Source organism: Thalassospira profundimaris (assembly GCF_003326755.1).
GTDB classification, from domain to species: Bacteria; Pseudomonadota; Alphaproteobacteria; order Rhodospirillales; family Thalassospiraceae; genus Thalassospira; species Thalassospira profundimaris_B.
Genome location: NZ_JPWH01000002.1, coordinates 15,573 through 40,423, shown reverse-complemented (window position 1 = coordinate 40,423; position 24,851 = coordinate 15,573). Strand labels below are relative to the sequence as shown.

Below are 24,851 nucleotides of genomic sequence, written 5' to 3'. Positions count from 1 at the left end.
TCAGACCGGCATGGCATCGCGGTAACGCTGCAACAACCGGCTTTCGGTGCGATGGCGACCATCCAGATTGGAAATCCAGACGATCTGATAGGGGGCCAGTGTCATGATGCCATCATAATCCGGGATCACCTTGCCCGAAATCAGGTCCTGCCAGCCTTCATTCATGATCAGATTGATGCGGGATAAATCAAGATCCTGGTCCTGTGCCGTCAGATTGAACACACAGAATATGCTTTGATCATTCAAATGGCTTTGCCGCCAGACACCCAACAATTCCGAGCCCAGATTAAGCGTATATTGCGTGGCATTGGGGTGAAAGGCCGGTTGCCCCTGACGGATCGACATAAGGGCACGAAGCTGGGCAAAGGCCTGTTGCGGCGTTCCGGGGGTTTCAAGGGCGGCTTCGGCCTCTGCCAATTGCCAGATTTTACGGTTCAGGCGGCGCGGAATGCCGGTTTGATCAAACCCTTTCTGATCATTTTCCGAGGCAAAAATCGACTGCACATAAATCGCCGGTATCCCCTCCAGCGACATGGCAATCGCCTGAGACATGATGAAGCGTTCCAGCCCGAAATTCCGATCACCGGCAAAACTTTCGGCCAGCATGCTAAACAAAGTCACATTCAACTCATAGGGGCGCTGCCCCCCGCCCGCGACGGAACGATAGCTGACCTCGCCGCCCATTTTGCGGGCATGTTCCGTCATTTGCGTAATATCGTCATCGGGCACGATATTTTCCGCCGGGCGCAGACCAATGCCGTCGTGGCTGGCGGTGAAATTAAAAAAGGTGCAGCCTGCCGGGGCGGGCGGCATCGCCATGATACATTTACGGATATAATCTGACCGCCCACTCAGCAGGGCATGCAAAATCACCGGCGGCAGGGAAAAATTGTAAATCAGGTGGGCTTCGTCCTGCTGGCCGAAATAGGACAGGTTTTCAACCATCGGCAGGTTGGTTTCGGTAATAAACACCAAATCCGGTGCCACCGCATTGGCCGCCAGGCGCAGGGCCTTGATGATTTTATGGGTCTGTTCGGCATTGATCGACGGGGTGCCCGCCTCTTTCCAGATAAAACCGATGGCATCAAGGCGAATAACGCTGACCCCGTGGCTGACATATTGCAGCACGATTTTCAGAATCTCGAAAAACACATCTGGGTTGCCATAATCCAGATCAACCTGGTCATAGCTGAAGGTACACCACACATTTTTACGGCCCAGCGCCGTTTCCACCGTGTTTAACAGCGGATGGCTGCGCGGGCGCACCACCTGGGAAATGTCATCGCCCTCATTGGCGGTTTTGATGTAATGCACCCCGGGTTCCTGCCCGGCCAGAAATTGCGCAAACCATTCATGCGAAGCGGAAATATGGTTCGCCACCAGATCGGCCATCACCTTGGCATGTCTGGAAAGGTCTTCAACATCCTCCCAGGTGCCCAGTTCGGGGCGCAGCATGGTAAAATCGGAAACGGAAAAACCATCATCCGAGGTAAAGGGATGAAACGGCAAAATGTGAATGCCCGGCAGCCAATCCTTCAGCCATTTCTGATGAAAATCACGCAGGGATTTCAGGCCCTGATAGCCATTGCGCGAAATGCTGTCGCCATAGGTGATCAAAAAGGCATCGCGCTGGTCCCATTTGCGCAGGGATTCTTCGGCCGGTTCGGGACCTTCGCCTTCAATCGGCAGGTCCAGGGTTTCAAACACCCGGCGCACCAGCAGGGCCGGGTCATGCTGTGGATACACATCGGCGAGCAAATTGCGCATTGCACTTGCAAAAGCGATCCGTCCAGACGTGCCAACAACCCGGTCCATTCGACCTCCTCAAAACAGGCGATACAATTTATTGAATCCAATCAAATAATTTTTCTGCCTATGATGCAAGCAGGTATTTGCCGCTGCCCGGCAAACAGACACGCATATCGCACATACCCTGCCCCCTGCTGAATAAAACAGGCACTTGCGTAAAACGGCCATAGCCCACCCGTCCCCGACTTGCCCCTAATAGGGCACGTGCTTCACGGCACGGCCCTATGCCCTGCTCCCCTCAAGGCGCAATCGCAATTTCCACCAGGGCATGGGTACCCGTTTCCTCGATATGGGCGATGGCGCGTTTCAGGGTGGCCGTCAGTTCGGCGGGATGTTCGACCTTTGCGCTCCAGGCGCGGCTGGCCGCCGCCACTTTGGTGAAATCCGGGCTGGGGGTTAACGATGTTAACGGCATTTGGTTGGCACGGGCGGCATAACCATCGGGGTACATGCCCGTAACCGATTGCCGCACCGCGCCCCATTCATTGTTGTTTAGTACCAAAATCAAAACCGGCAGGCGCAATGCCTCGGCAATTTGGTGGCAGGCTGTCGGATTGGCAAACATATAGGACCCATCCCCCATTGTCGCGATGACAAGGCGCTTGCGATCCGCCAGCGCAAAGCCCATTGCGGCAGGAAACGACCAGCCCAGCCCGCCTGAATGGGGTTCCTGATACCAGGCCTGGAAATTTTTCAGATCCATCGGTTCCAGCGGGCAGCCCAATTCGGAAAAAACGGTGGCCTTTTTCCCGACAATCACCTGTGAAAGACAGCGCGACACATAAGCCTTGCTCATGGGCATCTGTGCCCCATCCTCGGCGAGGTCTAGCGCCTTTTGCCGCAGGACGCGGTTTTGGGCGGCAATTTTTTCAAATCGTGCCTGGCAGGCATCCCGCACCCCTTCCAATAACGGATTCAGGGCCTCTGCCAACGCCATAATCACATCCGCCGTCTCACCCGCCAGCGATACATCCGCCGCAAAATGCCGGGCGGGAAACCGCGTATAAAGCGGATCCGGCCCAATCTGGATCATTTTGCAATCCTCAGGCAGGGCATGAATATCGGGCGACCAGGGTGCCAGACAATCCAGCACCACCACAATATCCGCATCCTTCAGGTAAACCGCCGGGTCCATACCACCAAACATCGGGTCGGTGGTGGCAAGGGCAAGCTGGATCGCCCAATACTGCACCACCGGAATACCCCAGTCATTTGCCAGTTGTGACAGGGCGGCAAAACCATCGGCACTGCCCGCCCCGCGCTGGGCAATGATGACGGGGCATTTTGCACGGGCCAGCATTTCGGCGGCCTGCTGCAAGGTCTCTGGATGCGGGGCGATGCGCACCGGCTCCATGCGCGAACGCGCATCAATACCCTCCTGCGGGCAGGTTTCACACAAAACCTCGCGCGGCAGGCTCATATAAACCGGGCCTTTGGGCTGCGAATTGGCAATGGCATAGGCACGGTCCACCATATCGGGCACCTGTTCGGGAAATTTCAGTTCGTAATCCCATTTCACCGCCTCGCGCACCAGGGCCGTTTGGTCGCGCATTTCCTGGCCCCAGCCAATCGGCACGGTCCGCGCCCCCAACCGGCCCTGCTCCATCACCGGGGTGCGGCCGGAAAATAACAGCATCGGCACATGTTCAGTGGCGGCATTGATCGCCCCGATCGCGCAATTGGCAAGGCCGACATTGGTATGCGCCATCACCGCCTGTGCCCGGCCCGTTGCCAGATAATACCCATAAGCCATCCCCATTGCCGCATTTTCATGCGGCATGATCAAGGCTTCGGGCAGGGGAATGTCCTTTGCGCTGGCCTCTGCCAGGCCTTCGATGATCGGCGGGAAATCGGTGCCGGAATTGGCAAAAATATAATCCACCCCCACCGCCTTCAGGCGCGCCAAAACCGCACCGCCAGCGGTTAAACCTGTTTCGGTTTTCTGATCCGACATGTTACCACCCTGCTTGATATTGCTATATTTGAAATATAATTTATAATATAGCATATTACGTGATGTTTCCGGGCGTCAAGCAACGGTGGGCATTGATCTGCACGTCTTGTCGCATCATCCGGCGCATAGGTGGTTTCCGGCAAATGTCTCACGTCATCCCAAACGCGAAAGGCCTCACATGTCCACACAGCTTAATGGTTCGGTCCTTCGCGCGTTTCGCATTCTCGACCTGTTTGCAGCCGGATACCGCGAATTGAGTGCAGGCGATGTTGCGCACGAGCTGAAAGTCAACCTGACGACCGCGCACCGTTTTTTGCATACCCTGGAACATGCCGGTGCCCTGCGCATGACGGCACGCGGGGTTTTCGCGCTAGGATATGTTTTTGCCGATCTGGGCGAAAAACTGGCCCGTGATGGCGGTGCCGCCCCCATCCTGCAACCCGTTCTGGATGATCTGGCGCGCACAACACACGAAGCCTGCATGGCAACGCGCTTTGATCAGGGCAGCGCCATGTGCATTGCCCGGTCCGTCCCTGAACGGGCGCTTTATGTCGATATTCGCGTTGGCACCCGGCTGGAGGCCCATTCTACCGCGCATGGCAAATTATGGCTGGCCTTCATGGAAAACGAAAAACGCGATACCTGGCTGGAAACCGCACAATTGCAGCATCGAACCGAAAATACCATCACCGGCAAACCAGCCCTGATCCAGGAACTGGACCATATTCGTGCCGAGGGTTTTGCCATCAACAATGCCGAATGCGACAACAATATTTATGCCATTGCCGTGCCGGTGTTTAACCATCACGGCAACATGGTCAGCGCCCTTTCCAGCTTTGGCAGCAACCGCATGATTGCACATCAACACCTTGCTGGCCTGCGAGAACATCTGCGGGATGCGGCACAGGCCGCGCAAACCGCCCTTTATGGCGCACAACCCGACGAAAGGACGAATTGACAAAAACCGGAACCGGCATAAATAAGAAAGCCGAACGCCCAAAACACCCGCCTGCCTACGCATTTTCCCCTAGCAGAGCAAACTTATTGCGCAAATCATCGCCGTTAACATTGCATCAAGACGCACCAGACGGCATAAAGCGAAACGAAGATGATCCGACCCGCAACACAGAAGGCCGTAATGACTCCATCCCCGTCAACGCTTTATCCCGACCGTTACGCCCTGTTTGACCGGGATAAATGGCAGACATTGGGGGAAGGCACCGCCTATCACCTAAGCCCGGACGACCTTGATGCACTGCGCGGCCTGAACGACCCGACCGACACCACCGATCTTGCCGAAATTTTTGCCCCGCTAGTGCATTTGATCCGCACCCATCGCAATCATCTGACCAGTCTTAAAACCGGTATGGGCGACCTTCTGGGAACCGCCCCGCGCAAAGCCCCCTACATTATCGGCGTTGCGGGCAGTGTCGCCGTGGGCAAAAGCACCTTTTGCCGTGTGTTGCGCCAGATGCTGGCCCAGGCCTTTGGGCCGGATGGCCGAGTGGATTTAATGTGTACGGACGGTTTTTTATGGCCGCTGGCCGACCTTGAGGAACGCGGCCTTCTGTCGCGCAAGGGATTTCCCGAAAGTTATGACCGCCGCGCCCTTCTGGAAACCCTGGAACGCATCAAGGACGGGGAAGACCATGTCGAAATCCCGGTCTATTCCCATGTGACCTATGATATTGACCCGGACCGCAAACAGGTGATCACCAGCCCGGATATTCTGATTGTCGAAGGGTTAAACGTGCTGGAAATCAGCACAACAGGCAACCCGGCGGCAGCCACCCATGCGGGTGACTATTTCGATTTCACGCTTTATCTGGATGCCGATGAAACCGACATTCGCACCTGGTATATCCACCGTTTCCTCACACTTAAAAACAGTGTGTTTCAAAACCCGGAATCCTATTTCCACCGCTATGCCCATTTGAATGACGACGAAGCACGCATTCTGGCTGGCGAAATATGGGCCAATATCAATGCCAAGGTTCTTGAGGAACATGTGGCCCCGTCACGGTTTCGCGCCGATGCCATATTATGCAAGGGCAAAGGCCACCGGGTGGAAAAGGTTGCCGTCCGCAAACCCTGACCGGCCATCTCAGCCCCGGCGCACTTCGCCGGGCGACGTCCCCGTCACCCGCTTGAACGCCCGGCTAAAGGCAGCGGCAGAGGCATACCCCAACCGGGAGGCCACGGCATCAACCGATAAATTGTCCTGGCGGATCCACTGGGTTGCCAGGCGCATGCGCAAATCCGCCACATAACGCAGCGGCGTCACCCCGGTCATGTCAAGAAACCGTTCGGCAAAAACCGACCGCGACGCCCCCATTTCGGCCGCCATCGACGCCACCGTCCAGTTGCGCCCCGGATCACGATGCAGTGCATTGATCACGCGCCCCAAACGCGGGTCCCGCAGGGCATCCACCCAGCCACTGGCATCGCCGCAGCCGCATTCGACCCAGCCCCGCACGATCGAGGCCGATACCACATCGGCCAGGCGGGTCACAATGGCACCATACCCCGCCCGTTCGCGCGATATTTCGCGTTCCATTGCTTCAAGCATCGGCAGAATTTCGGGGCTTTTGGCCAGCAATGTATCAACATGAATGATCTCGGGCATCATCGGGATCAGCATGCCCATGCTGCCAAGATCAAATTTCATGCAGCCACTAAAAAACAGACTGGAATCGCCGTTGGCCGCTTCCTGCTTGCAGGCATGAATGGCATCCACCTGGCGGCAAATTTCGACAGCCTGAAAACGGGTAATATCGAACGCCTCCAACTCGGGCGACGAAACCATTTCGTGGCGGCTGGCGCGCGGCAACAACACCGCATCCCCTGTTTCAAGCATACGTTGCGTGCCACTGTCACACCGCACATAAACCGGGCCGCGCACCACAAAATGAAATTGCGCACTGCCCGGTTCCGCGTCAAAACGCACGCCAAAAGGCGCTGTCATTTGCACACGGCGATAATGCAACCCCACCAGGCGCATGCCCAGCAGCAATTCGCTAATCATGTCACTTGCGCCGCGCCCCGGATCCATTGCGCGTAATTTCCCGGACGAATGATCAATCATTCAAGATTATCTGGCATAGATCGTCTGGAATTTCCAGCCTATTTTAGGGTCAATCCAAATATATCCTTATCGACGGGAAACACATTACCATGAACGATCACCCTTCAAGTGCCCCGGATACGCAGGGGCACAAGGCCCCGGCATGGGGCGCAGTTCTTTCCATGACACTGGGTGTTTTCGGCCTGGTCACGGCCGAATTCCTGCCTGCCAGCCTGCTAACCCCGATGGCACATGACCTTTCCATTTCCGAAGCTTTGGCCGGACAGGCAGTATCTGCCACCGCCATTGTCGCCATGATCACCTGTCTTCTCATCGCCACCCTCACACGCCGGTTTGATCGCCGCCATGTGTTGCTGGGATTTTCGGTCTTGCTGATCGCCTCGAACATTCTGGTCGCAATTGCCCCCAACCTGTCATTTTTGCTGATGGGGCGTGTTTTGCTGGGCATTGCGCTGGGCGGTTTCTGGACAATGGCGGCTGCCATCGTCATGCGGCTGGTGCCCGAACATCTGATTCCGCGTGCCCTGTCCATTCTGTTCAGTGGCGTTTCGGTTGCGACGGTTTTTGCCGCCCCTCTCGGCAGTTTTCTGGGTGATATTATTGGCTGGCGCAATATTTTCCTGCTCACCGCCGGGCTGGGTGTTGTGGTACTGGTCGCGCAATTTGCCACCCTGCCCCGGCTGGCACCGGTGGGCCATGCCAGCCTGCGCACGCTATTTAATGTCATGATGCGCCCGCGCATGCGCTTTGGCATGGTTCTCACCCTGCTGATTTTTACCGGCCATTTCGCCATGTTTACCTATGTGCGGCCTTTTCTGGAAAATGTCAGCGGCGTTGCGGTTTCGGGCATTTCCGGCATTTTACTGGGCTTTGGCATTGCCAATTTCATTGGCACCTACCTTGCCGGGGCGCTGATTGAACGCAGCCTGAAACTGACGCTCAGCATCATGCCCATCATCATGGGTCTGGCCGGATTGAGCCTGGCGACCCTTAAGGGCAGCAGCACAATTGGCGACAGCATCCTGATTGCCATTTGGGGCATGGCCTTTGCCGCCATGCCGGTAGGGTGGTCCACCTGGATCACGCGGACCGTTCCCGACGAGGCCGAAAGTGGCGGCGGGCTGCTGGTTGCCTCTATCCAGTTTGCCATTGCCCTTGGCGCGGCACTGGGTGGGGCAATTTACACGGCCAGTGGTGCCCTTGGCGTTTTTGGCCTGAGCGGCTGCCTGATGCTGGTGGCGGGAGCCGTGGTAACACTGCGTTTGCGCCCGGCCCCACAGGCAAGTGCACAAAACGAAGCATAAGTGCCAGGATTAAAAAAAATCCGGCCCCGTCGCAGGGGCCGGATTAGCGTAAAAATGGCCGATATCGCCAGCCAAAAGCAAAGCTTAGATCGTGCGCACCTTAACCGGGCGTTCCGCCTGAACTTTAAGACGATTGCGAATGGGGCGGCCAAAGGTTTCGGACGAAATTTCAAATTCGTCGCCATCCTGTGTTGTGACACCATCGGCAAAGCTAAGGGTTGCCGTGCCAAAATAATGGGCGTGAACATCCCCCGGGCGGCAGAACAGGTCATATTTGAAATGATGGTATTCCAGATTTTCCAGTGAATGGGACATGTTCTCTTCACCACTGACAAACTGTTTTTCCCAAATGACCTTGCCATCACGATAAATCCGCGATGTGCCCTCGACATGGGCAGGCAAATCACCCAGCAACAGTTCCGGCCCCAGGGCACAGGCCCGCAGTTTGGAATGCGCCAGATACAGGTAATTCTGCCGTTCCATCACATGGTCGGAAAATTCATTGCCGAGCGCAAAGCCCAAACGCACCGGTGTGCCCTGATCATCGACCAGGTAAATCGCGGCAATTTCCGGTTCTTCGCTGCCATCAAGGGCAAAGGACGGGCTGGGAATATCCGCCCCCGGCGCCACCACGACCGAACCATCGCCCTTATAAAACCATTCCGGCTGCACGCCCTTTTGGCCGGCGGCGGGTTTGCCGCCTTCCACACCCATGCGGAACATTTTCATGGAATCGGTTTCGTCGGCCTGCTTGTTGGCCGCCGTGTGCATATTGGCCCGCGCCGATGCCGACCCCAAATGCGTAAGGCCCGTACCCGTTACCAGAAAATGCGCCGGATCGGCATGGCTGATTGGCGGTAACAGCCGGTTTTCCGACGCAACGGCATCATAATCAAGGCGGGCATCGCCCTTGTGGTTTTCGGCAGCCGCAATCAGGCCAATACCCTCTGCCAAGGCCGATTTTGCCAACTCAACAATCGACGCCACCCCCTTGAGCGGTGCCAGCGTTTTGGCATTTTCCACGATGGCAACTGATGCTTTGCCGTCTGTATCAAGAAATTGAACCAGTCTCATTATCTTGCCCTGAATATATGTACAAAAAGCGGAACGTGAATGGCGCGGCATATCCCGGCAGGAATGCCCCGCACGCCCTTAAACCCAGCCACCATCGACGATGAAATTCTGCGATGTAATCATGCGGCTTTCATCGGATGCCAAAAACAGCGCCATGCGGGCGATGTCATCGGGCATAACCTTGTTTTTCAGGCACTGGCGTTCGGCAATTTCCTTTTCGGCGGCTTCATCGACCCACAGGTCAAGCTGACGCTGCGTCATCACCCAGCCCGGGACCAGCGTATTGACGCGGATGTTATCCTTGCCAAGGTCACGTGCCATGCCACGTGTCAACCCCTGTACCGCCGATTTGGCCGTGGTATAGCCGGGCATGCCCCCCTGGCCCATCATCCAGCTGACCGACCCGAAATTGACAATTGAACCGCCACCGGCCTCGATCATCATCGGGGCGATGGCCTGAATGGCAAAAAAGGCCGGGCGGATATTAATCGCCTGGCGCTGGTCCCAATATTCAACCGTGACATCCTGCCATTTATGGCGGGTATCATTGGCAACATTGTTCAGCAAAACCGAGATCGGGCCATTTTTTGCACTGGCATCCTTGACGGCCTGGCGCAGGGCCTCGATATCGGTCAGGTCACATTCGATAAAAAGCGGCGCATGGGCCGATTTCGCCGCCAGATTTTCCGCCAGCTTCTCGCCCTCTTCGCGCAGAATATCAACAAAGGCGACCTTCGCCCCCTGGTCACAAAAGGCTTCCACCAGGGCCATGCCAATGCCGGTTGCCCCACCGGTAATAAAAACCGAGGCATCCTTGAGGCTGGTATAATGGGTTGGTTTACGGTCGGCCATGATGGCGGTTTCTCCCTTGATCGGATCAGCAAATTTATCAATTTCAGCAGAAAGACGAAAACACGTTACCCGCGCCCCATGCAATTGCCCTGTCTTTACTATCGTATGAACCGAAAGACAGGTGGGACGATCAAAAATGACGCAAGAGTGATCGCGCCACATCACGTACCTGCAAGGGGTCTGTTGATGGTTCGCGCTTTTACAGATAACGTATTGTGCTTCCTCCTGACAGACAGGCACCTTGTGGTACCCTTATTCTTCATACCATAACAGTAATGGCCAATCGTGCCGAAACTGTCAAGACACCAGAGAATGGCGAAACCAAAAGATCACGCCTTTTACCGGAACAGCCAATCGGCTATAAGCCGGGTTCGATTTTCAGTTATTCAGGTTATTTGACACCTGCCGGGCGTAAAGCCGGTTGACCGAAACTGTTATTGCTGGTCATATATATTCATATCATATGAATAATGCACCCATGCCACGCCAATGGGACAAAACCGGACCACTTTGCATGTGGCCGCACGGGAACCAGAAAACATGTCGTCCATGTCCAGAACATATGCCAGGCGCAGCCTGCACAGCATTGTCGCCCACGATCTGGGACGGCGCATTGTCACCGGCCAGCTCACCCCTGGCGACAATCTGCCAACCGAAGCCCAATTAAGCGAAACGCTGGATGTCTCGCGCACGGCATTGCGCGAGGCGATCAAAATCCTGTCGGCCAAGGGCCTGATTGAAAGCCGCCCCAAGACCGGCACGCGTGTAAAGCCCCGGCATTTCTGGAACCTTCTGGATCCCGATGTTCTGTCCTGGCACTTTCCGGACCCGGACCCGGCCTTTTTATATGGCCTGTTTGAAACACGACTGATCATTGAACCCAATACCGCCGCAATGGCCGCCGAACGGCGCAGTGAAGAACAGCTTGAAACCATTCGCAAGGCCTATATCGGCATGGAACAGGCGGAACCTGGCACCGAGGCCGTTTACCTGACCGACCTTGAATTTCATCAGGCGATTCTGGACGCGTCGCAAAACGACTTCATGAAATCGCTGGGCATGTTGATTGAAAGTGCCCTGATCGGATCGTTTCGTATGTCAAGCGCGGGACCCAAGGCCCACGTGCATTCCCTGCCCAGCCACAAGGCCGTCTATCAGGCGATTGCCGATCGCGATCCCGACGAAGCCCGCAGTGTCATGCGCCAGTTATTGCGCCAGACCATGATGCAGTTGCGCGACGAGCTGGGCATGAAAGGCACGACGGACTGGGAACGCATTACCCTGTAACGATTTGGCCGGATCGCCAACCACATTATCATATTTCAAGCAATACGGGCCGCCTCGCAAAGGCGGCCCGATATTTTTGGCCGTGCAAATTCTAGCTCGCCCCGGCCCGCATCCCGGAAAAGGACCGGGTGATCAGGCGTTGCAGCACAATAAAGCCAAACAGCAAGCCACCAATGACGATTTTGGTCCACCAGCTATTGAGCGTGCCATCAAAGGCGATCAGGGTTTGAATGACCCCCATGATGATGCCGCCAAAGAAGGTGCCGGCAACAAAACCCATGCCCCCGGTCAGAAGGGTACCGCCAATGACAACCGCAGCAATGGCATCAAGCTCCACCCCGACAGCCGCCAGCGGATAGGCCGAGGCGGTGTAAAAGGCAAACACCACACCGGCCAGCGCACTGTAAACGCCACTAAGGGTATAGACCTGAATGATGGTGCGTTCGACCGGAATGCCCAGCAACTGGGCCGACTGCCGGTCGCCGCCAATGGCATACACATTGCGGCCAAAGCGGGTGTAATGGGCAATCACCAAACCGACCAGAACCGCCACCAGCATCACCATTGCCGAGGCACTGAGCCAGCCCCGCCCGGGCAGCGGAATGCGAAACCCGGCAAAGGCACTGACAAAATCGTGGCTGATGGGCACGGAATCCAGATTGATCAGGAAGCACATGCCGCGCAGAAAAAACATCCCCGCCAGCGTAATGATAAAGGGCTGAATATCGAACCGGGCGATGATAAAGCCCATGAAAGCGCCAAACAGCCCGCCAAACACCAGCGAGACGACAACCGCCACCAGCGGATGAATGCCAAAACCGGTGACAAGTTCGGCCATCAGCACCCCGACAAAGGCAATCATGGACCCCACCGAAAGGTCAATGCCGCCCGAGAGGATGACGAAGGTCATGCCAATCGCGGTAATGATCAAAAAGGCGTTGTCGGTTAAAAGATTGCCCAGAACATAGGTATCGCTAAAGGCGCGATATTCAAACATGCCGTACCCATACAGCAGCGCACAGACCGCCAGGGTTGCCAGCAACGGATAATAACGTTCATTAATCATTGCGGGTTCTCCTGCGCCAGAAACGGCCCATCATCTGCCGGGCCTTGGGGGCCTGCATCAGCAATACGACCATGACGACCGCCGCCTTGACGATCAGGGTATATTGCGATGGCAAACCCGAAAGCAAAATGCCGGTCCCCAGTGCCTGAATAATCAAAACACCAATCACCGTCAGCCCCAGGAAAAACCGGCCGCCCATCAGCGACCCGCCGCCGATCACAACCGCCAGAATGGCATCGAGCTCCAGCCACAAACCGGCATTGTTGGCATCCGCCCCGCGAATGTCAGCGGCAATGATGATGCCCGCCACCGCCGAACACAGCCCGGAAATAACATAGGCCAGCACCTTGATGCCGCGTGCATCAATCCCGGCCAGGCGGCTGGCGCGCGCATTGCCACCCACCGCCTCGACAAACAGGCCCAGCGCGGTTTTGCGCATGATCGCCCACAGACCGGCAATCACGATGGCAGCAATAATCACCCGCCAGGGAATGCCAAACAGATAACCACTGCCAATCGCCTCGAAAAACGGGCCGTGGAAGGTGACGATTTGGCCGCCGGTAATCATTTGCGCAATACCGCGCCCGGCAACCATCAAAATCAGGGTGGCGATAATCGGCTGGATATCAAGAAACGCCACCAAAATGCCGTTCCACAATCCACACAAAACGCCAGCCCCCAGGGCAGCGAGCACAATCACCAGCGGCGACAGGCTGGTATCGCGGATCAGCACCGCCATCACGGCACCGGAAATGGCAATGACCGACCCCACCGAAAGATCAATGCCGCGCGTGCCAATCACAATCGCCATGCCCACCGCGACCAGCGCGGTAGAGGCCCCGCGATGCACAATATCCACCAGCGAACCATATAAATGCCCGTCCACGACCTTGATGTCGAAAAAGCCCGGCGAGATCAGGCCATTCACAATAATGACCAGTACCAGCGCAATGACCGGCCCGAGCCATTGACGCGATGATAGCGCGATTGACCGTCCGTCCTTGCCGCCCTTTACACCTTTTCCGTCCGACTTTTTGGTATCTTGCAGTGTTGTCATCGTGCAATCGCCTCGATGATGTTGTTTTGGGTAATGTCCGCGCCGGAAAGCTCGCTTGCCAGTTCACGGTCGCGCAATACGGCAACACGGTCGGCAAAGGCCACAATTTCCTCAAGCTCTGATGACGCAACAAGCAAAGCCAGCCCCTCGTCACACAAATCGCGGATCAGTTTAATGATGTCGGCATGCGCGCCCACATCAATGCCGCGTGTGGGTTCATCCAAAATCAGGAAAACCGGTTTGGACACCAGCCAGCGCGCCAGAATAACCTTTTGCTGGTTCCCGCCCGAAAGTTGCCCAACGGGTTTTTCCCGGTCCGGCGTGGCAATGCCCAGCGCCTTGATCATCTCGTCGGCAAACTTGTCCTGCTCTGCCCGGGGAATGGGCCTGAGCCAGCCGCGCCGCCCCTGAAGGGCCAGGGCAATGTTTTCGCGCACGCCAAGTTCGGGGACGATGCCATCCTGTTTTCGGTCCTCCGGGCACAGGCCAAAGCCCGCCCGGATCGCCTGGCGCGGCGTGCGCAGCATAACCGGCTTTTCATCCATAAAAACCAGCCCGCTGTCAGCACGCTGTGCACCGAACACCAGTTCGGCAAGCTCTGTGCGGCCCGAACCAAGCAAACCGGCCAGACCGACAATCTCGCCACCGGAAAGCTCCAGCGACACGGGCTTAAGCACACGCTTTTTGCCGAGATTTTTGATCTGAATGTGGTTTTTGCGCCCGGTTGCTGTGGATTTGGCATGATGACGGTGCGAACTGACTTCGGCCAGCTCCCGACCCAGCATGTGATTGATCAGGTCAATTTGCGACAATGTCGCGGTGTCAAAAGTGCCCACCAGCCCGCCATTGCGCAAAATCGTGATGCGGTCGGTAATTTCATATACCTGGTCCAGGAAATGGGTGACAAATACAATTCCCAGCCCCTTGGCCTTGAGCGACCGCATGATGCCAAACAGCGTTTTAATCTCGTCCGCATCCAGCGATGCGGTCGGTTCATCCAGGATCAGAACCTTTGCATCCAGCGCAACGGCGCGCGCAATCGCCACCAGTTGCTGGATTGCCACCGAATAGGAACCAAGCGCCCGGTTGATATCGATATCCAGCCCCAGGGTTTTCAGCGCCTCGCGCGCATCCCCGGCCGTTTTCTTCCATGAAATCAGGCCGAATTTGCGGGTCTGGCGTTCAAGCATCAGGTTTTCCGCCACCGACAATGTCGGCACCAGATTGACTTCCTGAAACACCGTTGAAATACCCAGTTGCTGGGCCTCGCCCGGATGGCCGGGGTGAATTTCCCGCCCGTCAAGGGTGACGGTCCCCGCATCACGCGGATGCACCCCGGTAATAACCTTGATCAGGGTTGATTTTCCCGCACCATTTTCACCCAGCAATGCGTGAATTTCACCGGGCATCAGCGAAAAATCAACATTCTCAAGGGCCTTGACGCCAGGAAAGAATTTTCCCACACCGCGCGCAGACAGCACGGGTTGTGCCCTATCTGCCATATGATCCTCCCAGATCTGTGAACTGTTGCGCAAAAGGCGTGCCCCCGGTTTTTTCAAAGGACACGCCAATGCGTCAGCCATCAGGCCGGATGTTCTTCACCCGGCACGATCATTATTTGCCGCTGCGTTTTTTGTATTCTTCGGCGGCGGTATCAGGCAGGTAAAGCGGGCCATTGGCCTTAATCCATTTCGGCACTTCCTTGCCATCCATCGATGCCTTGATGGCATCAAAGGCTGGCGCGCCCAGATGCGGGTTTAGCTCGATCGAGGCATTGGTTTCACCATCGGCCATTGCCTTGAAAATATCGGGAACACCATCAATCGACACGATCAGGATGTCCTTGCCCGGTTCCAGACCGGCTTCCTTGATCGCCTGCACGGCACCCAGTGCCATGTCGTCATTATGGGCATAAAGCGCGCAAATGTTTTTGCCGCCATTTTCCGCCTTCAGGAAGCTTTCCATGACTTCCTTGCCGCCCGAACGGGTGAAATCGCCCGATTGCGAACGCAGGATTTTCATGTTGGGGAAGTTGGAAATAACGTTGCCAAAGCCTTCCTTGCGGTCAATCGCGGCCGAGGACCCGACCGTCCCCTGCAATTCAACCACGTCGCAATTGCCGCTGGTTTTAGCAGCCAGCCACGCCCCGGCAAGGGCCCCTTCCTCGACAAAGTCGGACGCCACCTTGGTCAGATAAAGCGACGGATCGGCGTCAACACCGCGGTCAATCAGCACCACGGGAATACCGGCATCCTTGGCTTCTTTCAAAACCTGGTCCCAGCCGGTTTCGACCACCGGGGCCAGCAAAATGCCATCCACACCCTGGGCGATAAAGGAGCGCACCGCCTTGATCTGGTTTTCCTGTTTTTGTTGCGCATCGGAAAATTTCAGATCAATGCCGCGTTTCTCTGCCTCGGCCTTAATCGACGCGGTTTCGGAAGTGCGCCAGCCGCTTTCCGACCCGATCTGGGAAAACCCGATAATCATTTCCGCCTGCGCGGCAAGCGACATTCCCATACCAATGCACATGGTTGCACCGGCAATCGCAAGCTTTCTAAGCCCTTTCATTCATTCCTCCCTGAATTGGCCTTTTCTCTAAAAGCCATATAGTATTACAATATGATTATCAGGAAGACAATGACATCAGCACCTGAGAATTAAAAAGCGCAGTTTTCTGCGATTTTTGCCAAACCCAAAAAACCGGGAAATGCCCTTATGACCTCGCAACACGCGCCAGAAACGCTCGTAACCCTAGAAAATCAAAAGATTCGCGTTCAATTTTGCCAGTACGGGGCCCGCATCATGTCTTTCGTTATAAAAGACGGCTCCCAAAAGGGCGCAAATATTGCCCTTGGATTTTCTACCATAGCGAATTATTCCCGCCATGACAGCTATATTGGTGCAACCTGCGGGCGATATGCCAACCGCATTGCAGGCGCACAATATCGCGATCAACAGGGCAACCCGGTGCAACTGGCCGCCAATGAGGGCGACAATCTGTTGCATGGTGGACCAGAGGGGTTTGATGCACGCATCTGGATGGTGATGGAACAAACGGCGCGCCATGTGGTCTTTGCCCTGTCATCGCCCGATGGAGACCAGGGTTTTCCCGGTGCCCTGCATTGCACGGTGCGTTATGAACTGGCCGGCAACAGCCTGCGCTGCGACATTTCCGCCACCTGTGACGCGCCGACCATCATCAATATGACCAATCACAGTTACTGGAACCTTTCGGGCCGGTTTGATGCCAGCGCGGCCGACCATGAATTGCAAATTCATGCCGACCAGTATCTGCCCATTGATGACAGCCTGATCCCCCTGCCCGGTCGCGCCGATGTGACCGGCACCACGTTTGATTTCCGCACCCCGCGTGCCATTGCCGCGCCCGAGGAATTACAGGCCGGTAAAATCATTGAATATGATCATAATTTCTGCCTGAGCGGGCGACGCGGCACCTTGCGCAAAATTGCCAGCCTGTTTCACGCTCCCAGCAATCGCCGCCTGACCCTTTCAAGCACCGAGGCAGGATTGCAGTTTTACCTGGCCCGTCATTTTACCGCTGACATGACAGCGCGGGACGGCACGCCCCTGCATCCACAATGCGCCATCGCGCTGGAGCCCCAAACCTTTCCCGACAGCCCCAACCGCGATGATTTTCCATCACCGTTCCTTAATCCCGGCGATACCTATTCGCATGTCATGGTATGGCAGATCGAAAGCTAGGTTGAAAAACGCTTTAACAGGCGGTCAAGGGCGAACCGGCCGCTGCCTGTTGCCAGCAAAACGATCAACAGAAAAATCCATAACAGCCGCTGGTCCACAATACCCGTCGCCTCCGTATCGAACAGCTCGCCCGACATCACCCCGTGGGCGTAAATATCAACCAGTGACTGGACAATAATAAAACCGATCATGCCCAGGGCAGAAAGGCGGGTAAATATCCCCAGCACAATCAGCACCGGCAGGGTAAACTCAGCCAGAGCACCTGCAATCACAATCAGATGCCACGGAAAAAAGGCAATTTCAGCCGGATTATAGGAATGGGCTTCTGCCACCGCCGGAATGATCTGGGCAAAGGCCCCCGGTCCGGGCATAAAAATGCCCAGCGGCCCCATACCGGGCTTGGTCATGGCGCTGTTTAAATAATAGGGCCACAACACCGCGGCAAAAACCAGACGTGCTGTCAATCCTCCCAGCCACATATCCCACTGAACACGAAATGTATCACCGCATTTGGCAATTTTTGCGGCCTGCCTTGAAATCACCTGCATGTTCAACCCCCGCCTTGCCCCAGGGTAAATGCGCCAAACATCCCTGATGCCAGCAATTGCGCGAAAACCGGGGTGACATCAAAATGGGTATCCTCGGCCAGTGCGGCTTCATAGGCCGCACCAACGCGTTGCCCCGCCAGCAATTGCCGGGCAAATTCCACCCCGGCCCCCTCAAGGCGAACCAGCTTTACAGTGTAATACGGGCGGGCGAGCAATACGGCCTCGGCCCGATAGAGAATTTGCGCCGGCCCGTTATTTTGCTGTTCCGCCTGCTGGCGGTCCGCCTGATTTGCCTGCCAAATGGCATGAATGGGAAATTGCGATGCCACCAGGCGCACCGCCGGATGCACGAAAAAACGCAGCAAGGCCAGCCGGTCTTCAAACCCGGCAAGAGACGCGGCCGTAATCGCGGAGGCATCCGCCGCGTGCAGGGCCTCCAGCCAGGCGCGTTCAAGACGGGCAATATCAGGCAGATAGGGCAAAGTTGCCACCACCGCATGGCCCGCCAGAAAGACCGAAAACCCCGCCCCATAAAGGGCAAGCGAGGGCGGGCGATGGTTTTCGGTGCGAATATAGTCACCCGCCAGCCGGTAAAAAAACGTATCCCCCACCAGTGATTTGACGACCGGATAAGCCGCTGCCAGGGCGTCCTGCAAACCGCGATGCACATTATTGCGGTATATGGCAAAACGGCGCGCGGCCCTGCCATCCAAACCCGCGGGATATGCCCTGGGGTCTTGATCCATCAGGGCTGCGCAAAAGGTTCGATGAAAACCATCTTCCGGACCAGACATAAAGTCCGTTTGTGGTAAATCACCAACATGCGCCGGGTTCGATGTCCTCATGATGCCGCCCTTTGCGAAAAGGTCGCGGCAGTAGCATCAAGGCCATCCAAAATCGCATTGGCCTGCCGGGCCTCGCGGGCAAGGGTGTGCCAGTCGGGCACGTCATTGTCCCATTCGATCAGGGTTGGCGTGGCACCAATACGTTCCACCAGCCGCCGGTAAAGCGCCCAGACCGGGTCTGACACCGGACGGGAATGGGTATCGATCAGCACGTTATCGCTGGTATCGGCATCCTGTTCGTGCCCGGCCAGGTGGATTTCACCAATCAAATCGGCAGGCAGCACATCAACATAATCCCGGCCATCAAAACCCAGATTATGGGCGCTGATGAAAATATTGTTCACATCAATCAACAGCCCACAGCCCGACTGCCGTGCCGCCTGAAGGATAAAGTCGGTCTCGGGCATCGAATTTTGCGGCAGGGCCAAATAGGATGTGGGATTTTCAATCAGGATCCGCTGGCCAATGGCATTTTGGACCTGGTCAATCGCATCGACAAGATGCCGAAGGGATGCCGTTGTTAATGGTGTTGGCAACAGATCGGCCAGATATTTGCCCTCATGGCCTGACCAGGCGATATGTTCGGAAACCTGCGCGGGCTCGAACCGGTCAACAAGTGCGCGCAAAGCGGCAAGATGGGCTTTGTCCAGCGGTTCCCATCCGCCAAGCGACAGACCAACCCCATGCAGGGAAATGTCGAATTTCTCGCGCAATTGCGACAGCATTTTAAGACGTGGTCCACCGGCCACCATGTAGTTTTCCGGATGGACTTCAAACCAGGAAACCGGGTCGGCATTTTCAAAAACGTCGCTGGCATGTTCAGCCTTGAAGCCAACACCGGCGCGCCGTGGCAAACCGGCCGATGGCGGGACATTTTTGAAAATACGGTTCTGCGGATGGTTCAGGTCGTTACAAGAGTTCAGATTTGTCTGCAATGCCGTCATAATGCGCCCCCGGCCCGGAATGAGAAAAAACCCGGTGCACCGAACAACCGGCGCACCGGGAAAGTGGCTTACATTTCCGGCAGATCGCGATCCAGCTTGGTCAGGCTACCATGAACCGTGCGGCCATCGGCCGTGGTGAAGGTCATTTCTTCACAGGTGCCCGCTGGAACCAGTTTCCAGGAGTTACCCTGATAATCAACCTTGGAGGTTCCGGCACAGGTTGTGCCCGGGCCCGCCGCACATTCGTTCTGACCGGCCAAAGAAACACCAAAGCATTTTTCCTGATCCCCCGCTGCCGATGCGTCGGCGGCGGCCATCGTCAACCCGGCCGAAAGTGCGGCTGCCAATACAAGTGCGTTCTTCATCTGCTTTTCCCTCATTTTAAAAGTCCCGAAGTTACCTGTCACAAGCGGTCTTTCCAATTCACTGTGACCCCCCGGTGATAGCAACCAAAAGGCACCCCGTCATCGCAACAAGCGCACACAGCGCATCAACACGGTGTGAGAATAATTCCCTTTAAATTCACGCCTTTGTGAGAGAAAACATCCAAAAACATGCCATCATGTTTTATCGCAGCGCGATAAAACCCAGTCATACCACCGCACAAAAATTCAATCCTGGATTGGTGCATCTGCCTTATCCTGCACGTATCGCAGCATCCCATTTTCACGCGGGGTGCGGCGACAATCTGGTTGCAAAAAGACATGGGAAATATTGGAATAATCGTTTTAAAACGGTTACTTCCAGCCCGCCAAAGGACTTTTCGGTGCCGTTGCTTCGCAGGGCGTTTTTGCCTGAAAATTCGTCTCAAATGTGCGACCACACATCCTGCATGATCGCCAAATCATGAACAGCATTTTGGTGATGCCATAACATCCGGCAGAAAGCTCACGACGGCGTTATCTACCTGTTAACGAAACCTGCCAATTTGCGGATGATGAAACACAGATTGCCCCCTGCCAGATTTGGCAATGACGACTTTGCCGTCACATCGCGCGATGCAAACGGGGCGACAACCAGCTTGGCCCGCGTTCGGATGCCATCGCCAGCCGCGATATCTATTTGGCCATCCAGGATGCCTGTCACCTGAGCCACGCATTTTAAATTTTGGACGCAAAAAGAAAAACAGTGCCGACGTTACCCGCCTTGCACTGTTTTTCTTCGACAGATTACCCTTCAGAACTAACCAAGGGAGAGCGCATCCGGAAGGGTTCGTACGGGATGATTTTATAATCCGCCCATATGGAAGGCCTTGGTTTCCAGATATTCCAGAATGCCTTCGCGCGCGCCCTCGCGGCCAAGGCCGGAGAATTTAACCCCGCCAAACGGGGCTTCGGCATGGGAAAGGGCACCGGTATTAAGGCCAACCAGCCCAAATTCAAGGCCATCATTAAACCTGAAGGCACGTGCCAGATCGGTGGTAAAGAAATAGGCCGCCAGGCCAAAGGGCGTGCCATTGGCAATTTCGAGGGCTTCTTCTTCGGTCTCGAATTTGAAAATCGGTGCTACCGGACCAAAGGTTTCCTCGGCGGCCAGTTTCATATCCGTGGTGGCCCCTTCCAGAACCATCGGATCGGCAAAACGGGCATCCAGGTCCCGCTTGGCTGTGACCCGTTTGGCCCCCTTGGCAAGGGCATCTTCAACATGGGAATTGATTTTGGCAATCGCAGCACTGTTGATCATGGGGCCGATGTCGATACCGGCATCCTCGCCCGCACCAACCTTCAGCGCATCCACCCGTTTTGCCAGTTTGGCGACAAATTCATCGTAAATACCCGCCTGAACCAGCATACGGTTGGCACACACACAGGTTTGCCCGCCATTGCGGAATTTCGATGCCATCGCGCCGTCGATCGCAACATCAATATCGGCATCATCAAACACCACAAACGGAGCATTACCGCCCAGTTCAAGCGACAGCTTCTTAAGCGTCGGGGCGCACTGTTCGGCCAAAAGCGCGCCGACACGGGTGGAGCCGGTAAAGGACAGCTTGCGCACGGTCTGGCTTTTCGTCAGCGTCGCGCCGATTTCTTCGGGACGCCCGGTTAATACGTTTAAAACCCCCTTGGGAATACCGGCCCGTTCGGCCAGCACACACAGGGCCAATGCCGAATAGGGCGTAAAGTCCGACGGTTTGATCACCATCGTGCAGCCCGCCGCCAGACCGGGGGCCACCTTGCGGGTGATCATGGCATTGGGGAAGTTCCAGGGCGTGATAATCGCACACACGCCCACCGGTTCCTTCATTGCCAAAATCTTCTTGCCCGGCACGGGGGATGGAATGATATGGCCTTCAATGCGGCGGGCTTCCTCGGCGAACCAGCGCACAAAGGAGGCACCATAGGCAATTTCGCCTTTGGCCTCGGCCAGAGGTTTGCCCTGTTCGGCGGTCAGAAGACGGGCAAGATCATCGGCATTTTCCAGCATCAGATCATGCCAGGCCATCAGCAAATCGGCGCGTTGCAAATGGGTCAGCGCCCGCCAGCCCTTCATGGCTTCTTCTGCCGCGGCAATCGCCATTTCGGTTTCGGCGGCCGTGCAATCGGGCATATGGCCCAGCACCAGGCCTGTTGCCGGATTAAGAACCTCCATGTCGTCACGCGTCAGCCATTCCCCATTGATATACGCGGCCTGACGAAACAGTTCGGTATCGTTAAGTTTCATCTCAGTTCTCCAATACGCCCAGAATTTTTGCTGTAATTTCGTCCGTCGTGTGTGATCCGGGGCGAATACCCACGCCCTGCCGGGTAGCATCTTCAATGGCGGCCAAAACCGCCTTTGCGGCCTCGGCCTCGCCAAGATGATCCAGCATCATCGCCGCCGACCAGATTGCGGCAATCGGGTTGGCAATATTCTGACCCGCAATATCCGGGGCGGAGCCATGAACCGGCTCGAACATCGACGGGCTGGAACGGTCCGGGTTGATATTGGCCGATGCGGCAAATCCAAGCCCGCCCTGAATGGCGGCCCCCAGGTCGGTCAGGATGTCGCCAAACAGGTTGGAGGCAACAACGACATCAAGCTGTTCGGGTGCCATCACCATTTTGGCCGCCATTGCATCAATGTGCATCTGGCTGACGGTAACATCGTCATATTCGGCAGCCAGTTCGCGGGTGACGTCATCCCAAAACACCATCGCATGTTTCTGGGCGTTGGATTTGGTCACGGATGTAAGGTGTTTGCGCCGTTTGCGCGCCTGCTCGAACCCGAAACGCAAAATGCGTTCAACCCCTTCGCGGGTGAAAATGGTGGTTTCAATGGCGACTTCGTTGCTTTTACCCTGATGGACACGCCCGCCAGCGCCCGAATATTCGCCTTCGGTATTTTCGCGAATGCACAAAATATCAAATGCCGATGCCTTTAGCGGCCCTTCAACCCTGTCAAGCAGGCGATGCGGGCGAATATTGGCATATTGATTAAATGCCTTGCGAATGGGTAACAGCAAACCATGCAGGGATACGGAATCCGGCACCGTTTTCGGCCATCCCACCGCGCCCAGCAAAATGGCATCAAACCCCCGCAGGGTTTCAATCCCGTCTTCGGGCATCATGGCCCCGGTTTCATGATAATATTCGCAAGACCAGGGAAACGTTTGCGGCGATAAACCAAAGCCGAAACGCGATGCGACCGTATTCAGCACTTTCATGGCAGCATCGGTCACATCAACCCCAATTCCGTCACCGGGGATCACGGCAAGCGCGTAATTTTTCATCTTAATATCCGCTCCAAGCGACATTACAAATCAATCAGTACCGATTTCGTGCGGCGATTGGCCCGATAGGCTTCGCGCCCCAGATCCTTGCCCATGCCCGATGCCTTCCAGCCACCGGTTGGCAAAATGTGATCGCGCGAGCGTCCATACCGGTTGACCCAGACGGTACCGGCTTCCAACTGGCGGGTCAGACGCAGGGCGCGGGACAAATCGCGGGTAAACAGGCCGGCACACAGCCCGTATGTCGCATGACGGGCAAGCGCCATTGCCTCTTCTTCGGTCTCGAAGGTTTGAAAGGTGGCAACCGGACCAAAGATTTCTTCCCGCACGGCCGGGTTGCTTTCATCCACGCCGCCAATCAGGGTGGGCTGATAATAACTCCCCTCGCGCTCAAACCGCGCGCCGCCGCACAAAATATGGGCCCCCTGATCCACAGATGCCTTGACGATACTGTCAATGCGCGACAATTGCGTTTCGGAAATGATCGGCGAAAAACCCGGCTTTTCCGCCAGGGTATCCGCAGGCTGATAGCATTTGAAGCGTTCGGCAAGTTTTTCAGCCAGTTCATCGGCAATTTCACGCGCAACGATTATGCGTGATCCTGCCACGCAAAACTGCCCGGCATTGGGGGTAATGCCGCGATCCAGGCATTCTGCCGCCAGGTCAATATCGGCATCGGCAAAAACAACCATCGGGCTTTTCCCGCCCAGTTCCAGGGTCATCGGTTTGATCCCGGTGCGGGCAATATTTTCCATAATCGCCCCGCCCGCACGGGTTGAACCGGTAAAGGAAACCTTGTCAATTCCCGGATGACCGGTAATGGCGGTCCCGGTAACGGGCCCGTCGCCCAGAACCACGTTAATCAGGCCCGCCGGAATCCCCGCCTGAACAGAGAGTTCGGCCATATACAGCGTCGAATAGGGGGTCATCTCCGAGGGTTTGATCACCACGGCATTTCCTGCGGCCAATGCAGGGCCCAGTTTCCAACCCGCCATCGAGATGGGAAAATTCCACGGCGTGATCGCCCCGACAACGCCATAGGGCGCATCTTCAATATAACCGAAATGACCATCGGAAACCGGCACCAGATTGCCACCTTCCTTATCGGCAAATTCGGCAAAAAACCGGATCTGTTCTGCCGTAACCAGAACATCGCCAACCCTGGCATCGGCAAGCGGACGCGAGGAAGAAACCGCCTCCAGGCGGGCCAGGGTTTCGGCATTTTCTTCCATCAGGCTGGCCCATCTATGCAATGCCTTCAGCCTGTCGCGCGGGGCCACTCCGCCCCAGCCGGATCGGGCAAGTGCCGCGCGCGCAGCGCACACGGCATCATCCACCATTGCGGCACCGGCACGGGGAATACCGCCAATGCGCTGGCCGGTCGACGGGGAAATAACATCGATCTCGGCGGCGGAATCGGCAGCATCGACATACCGGCCACCAATGAAATGCCCCGAAGGTAACGTGAGCTGTGCAGGATTGAAAACAGATGACATCGGGTCGCCTCATTGCTGAACTGATTGGAAAAATTATGGCGCAACGTCACACATGAAGGTGCCGAAAACCGCGCGCGTGCGGCAGATTCCACTGC

The 24,851-nt window shown here is 56.2% G+C and carries 22 protein-coding genes; 6 read left to right on the top strand and 16 right to left on the bottom strand.

Annotated features, from left to right (window positions below; translation table 11 throughout):
• The gene (locus tag TH25_RS03215; protein ID WP_114087003.1) at positions 1-1,815 is read right to left on the bottom strand and encodes an alpha-amylase family glycosyl hydrolase; all 1,815 of its coding nucleotides are present in this window, start codon (positions 1,813-1,815) and stop codon (positions 1-3) included.
• A 232-nt stretch (positions 1,816-2,047) separates the two neighbouring features.
• Positions 2,048-3,763 (bottom strand): thiamine pyrophosphate-requiring protein, encoded by a 1,716-nt coding sequence (locus TH25_RS03210; RefSeq protein ID WP_114087240.1) that lies wholly within the window; start codon positions 3,761-3,763, stop codon positions 2,048-2,050.
• Between the two features lie 178 nt (positions 3,764-3,941).
• Between TH25_RS03210 and TH25_RS03205 the strand changes: the two genes are divergently transcribed.
• Complete coding sequence (locus tag TH25_RS03205; protein ID WP_114087002.1) at positions 3,942-4,721, top strand: IclR family transcriptional regulator; 780 nt, start codon at positions 3,942-3,944, stop codon at positions 4,719-4,721.
• Between the two features lie 180 nt (positions 4,722-4,901).
• On the top strand, positions 4,902-5,858 hold the full coding sequence (gene coaA / locus TH25_RS03200) for a type I pantothenate kinase (protein ID WP_181847375.1): 957 nt from the start codon (positions 4,902-4,904) through the stop codon (positions 5,856-5,858).
• 9 nt (positions 5,859-5,867) lie between these two features.
• On the opposite strand, the gene TH25_RS03195 is transcribed toward coaA, so the two are convergent.
• Positions 5,868-6,848, bottom strand: coding sequence for an AraC family transcriptional regulator (locus tag TH25_RS03195; protein WP_114087000.1), 981 nt, complete (start codon positions 6,846-6,848; stop codon positions 5,868-5,870).
• 89 nt (positions 6,849-6,937) lie between these two features.
• On the opposite strand from TH25_RS03195, the gene TH25_RS03190 reads away from it, so the two are divergent.
• Entirely contained in the window at positions 6,938-8,152 is a 1,215-nt protein-coding gene (locus tag TH25_RS03190) for an MFS transporter (RefSeq protein WP_114086999.1), read from the top strand.
• Positions 8,153-8,236: 84 nt separating this feature from the next.
• Here the strand turns inward: TH25_RS03190 and araD1 are convergent, their stop codons facing one another.
• Positions 8,237-9,226 carry an AraD1 family protein gene (gene araD1, locus TH25_RS03185; protein WP_114086998.1) on the bottom strand — a complete coding sequence of 330 codons (990 nt, stop codon included), beginning with the start codon at positions 9,224-9,226 and terminating at the stop codon, positions 8,237-8,239.
• A 78-nt stretch (positions 9,227-9,304) separates the two neighbouring features.
• Positions 9,305-10,078: an SDR family NAD(P)-dependent oxidoreductase gene (locus tag TH25_RS03180; protein ID WP_114087239.1), complete on the bottom strand. Its 774-nt coding sequence runs from the start codon at positions 10,076-10,078 to the stop codon at positions 9,305-9,307.
• A gap of 540 nt (positions 10,079-10,618) precedes the next feature.
• Between TH25_RS03180 and TH25_RS03175 the strand changes: the two genes are divergently transcribed.
• On the top strand, positions 10,619-11,365 hold the full coding sequence (locus TH25_RS03175; protein WP_114086997.1) for a FadR/GntR family transcriptional regulator: 747 nt from the start codon (positions 10,619-10,621) through the stop codon (positions 11,363-11,365).
• Between the two features lie 91 nt (positions 11,366-11,456).
• Here the strand turns inward: TH25_RS03175 and yjfF are convergent, their stop codons facing one another.
• From yjfF to TH25_RS03155, 4 genes are all read right to left on the bottom strand, one after another.
• The gene (gene yjfF / locus TH25_RS03170) at positions 11,457-12,431 is read right to left on the bottom strand and encodes a galactofuranose ABC transporter, permease protein YjfF (protein WP_114086996.1); all 975 of its coding nucleotides are present in this window, start codon (positions 12,429-12,431) and stop codon (positions 11,457-11,459) included.
• Positions 12,424-13,488, bottom strand: coding sequence for an ABC transporter permease (locus TH25_RS03165; RefSeq protein WP_114086995.1), 1,065 nt, complete (start codon positions 13,486-13,488; stop codon positions 12,424-12,426). Before TH25_RS03165 ends, yjfF begins: the two co-directional genes overlap by 8 nt.
• Positions 13,485-14,990 carry a sugar ABC transporter ATP-binding protein gene (locus TH25_RS03160; protein ID WP_114087238.1) on the bottom strand — a complete coding sequence of 502 codons (1,506 nt, stop codon included), beginning with the start codon at positions 14,988-14,990 and terminating at the stop codon, positions 13,485-13,487. Before TH25_RS03160 ends, TH25_RS03165 begins: the two co-directional genes overlap by 4 nt.
• Before the next feature lie 112 nt (positions 14,991-15,102).
• Positions 15,103-16,056 (bottom strand): ABC transporter substrate-binding protein, encoded by a 954-nt coding sequence (locus TH25_RS03155; protein ID WP_114086994.1) that lies wholly within the window; start codon positions 16,054-16,056, stop codon positions 15,103-15,105.
• A gap of 147 nt (positions 16,057-16,203) precedes the next feature.
• Between TH25_RS03155 and TH25_RS03150 the strand changes: the two genes are divergently transcribed.
• Entirely contained in the window at positions 16,204-17,211 is a 1,008-nt protein-coding gene (locus TH25_RS03150; protein WP_114086993.1) for an aldose epimerase family protein, read from the top strand.
• Here the strand turns inward: TH25_RS03150 and TH25_RS03145 are convergent.
• The 4 genes from TH25_RS03145 to TH25_RS03130 form a co-directional block, all read right to left on the bottom strand.
• Positions 17,208-17,759, bottom strand: a complete 552-nt coding sequence (locus TH25_RS03145) for a DoxX family protein (protein WP_220151334.1) — start codon at positions 17,757-17,759, stop codon at positions 17,208-17,210. The genes TH25_RS03150 and TH25_RS03145 overlap by 4 nt on opposite strands.
• Positions 17,760-17,761: 2 nt before the next feature.
• On the bottom strand, positions 17,762-18,604 hold the full coding sequence (locus TH25_RS03140) for an HvfC/BufC N-terminal domain-containing protein (protein WP_114086992.1): 843 nt from the start codon (positions 18,602-18,604) through the stop codon (positions 17,762-17,764).
• Positions 18,601-19,548, bottom strand: a complete 948-nt coding sequence (gene bufB, locus TH25_RS03135; RefSeq protein ID WP_114086991.1) for an MNIO family bufferin maturase — start codon at positions 19,546-19,548, stop codon at positions 18,601-18,603. The genes TH25_RS03140 and bufB overlap by 4 nt, the downstream gene beginning before the upstream one ends.
• A 68-nt stretch (positions 19,549-19,616) precedes the next feature.
• Positions 19,617-19,913, bottom strand: a complete 297-nt coding sequence (locus tag TH25_RS03130; RefSeq protein WP_114086990.1) for a BufA1 family periplasmic bufferin-type metallophore — start codon at positions 19,911-19,913, stop codon at positions 19,617-19,619.
• A gap of 197 nt (positions 19,914-20,110) precedes the next feature.
• On the opposite strand from TH25_RS03130, the gene TH25_RS24710 reads away from it, so the two are divergent.
• Positions 20,111-20,398, top strand: coding sequence for a hypothetical protein (locus TH25_RS24710; protein WP_147252983.1), 288 nt, complete (start codon positions 20,111-20,113; stop codon positions 20,396-20,398).
• Between the two features lie 377 nt (positions 20,399-20,775).
• Here the strand turns inward: TH25_RS24710 and TH25_RS03120 are convergent, their stop codons facing one another.
• The 3 genes from TH25_RS03120 to TH25_RS03110 are packed head-to-tail and all read right to left on the bottom strand — an operon-like array spanning position 20,776 to position 24,756.
• The gene (locus TH25_RS03120) at positions 20,776-22,212 is read right to left on the bottom strand and encodes an NAD-dependent succinate-semialdehyde dehydrogenase (protein WP_114086988.1); all 1,437 of its coding nucleotides are present in this window, start codon (positions 22,210-22,212) and stop codon (positions 20,776-20,778) included.
• A gap of 1 nt (position 22,213) precedes the next feature.
• Positions 22,214-23,260, bottom strand: coding sequence for a tartrate dehydrogenase (locus tag TH25_RS03115; RefSeq protein ID WP_114086987.1), 1,047 nt, complete (start codon positions 23,258-23,260; stop codon positions 22,214-22,216).
• Positions 23,261-23,283: 23 nt separating this feature from the next.
• Positions 23,284-24,756 (bottom strand): aldehyde dehydrogenase family protein, encoded by a 1,473-nt coding sequence (locus TH25_RS03110; RefSeq protein WP_114086986.1) that lies wholly within the window; start codon positions 24,754-24,756, stop codon positions 23,284-23,286.
• Positions 24,757-24,851 lie beyond the last annotated feature (95 nt).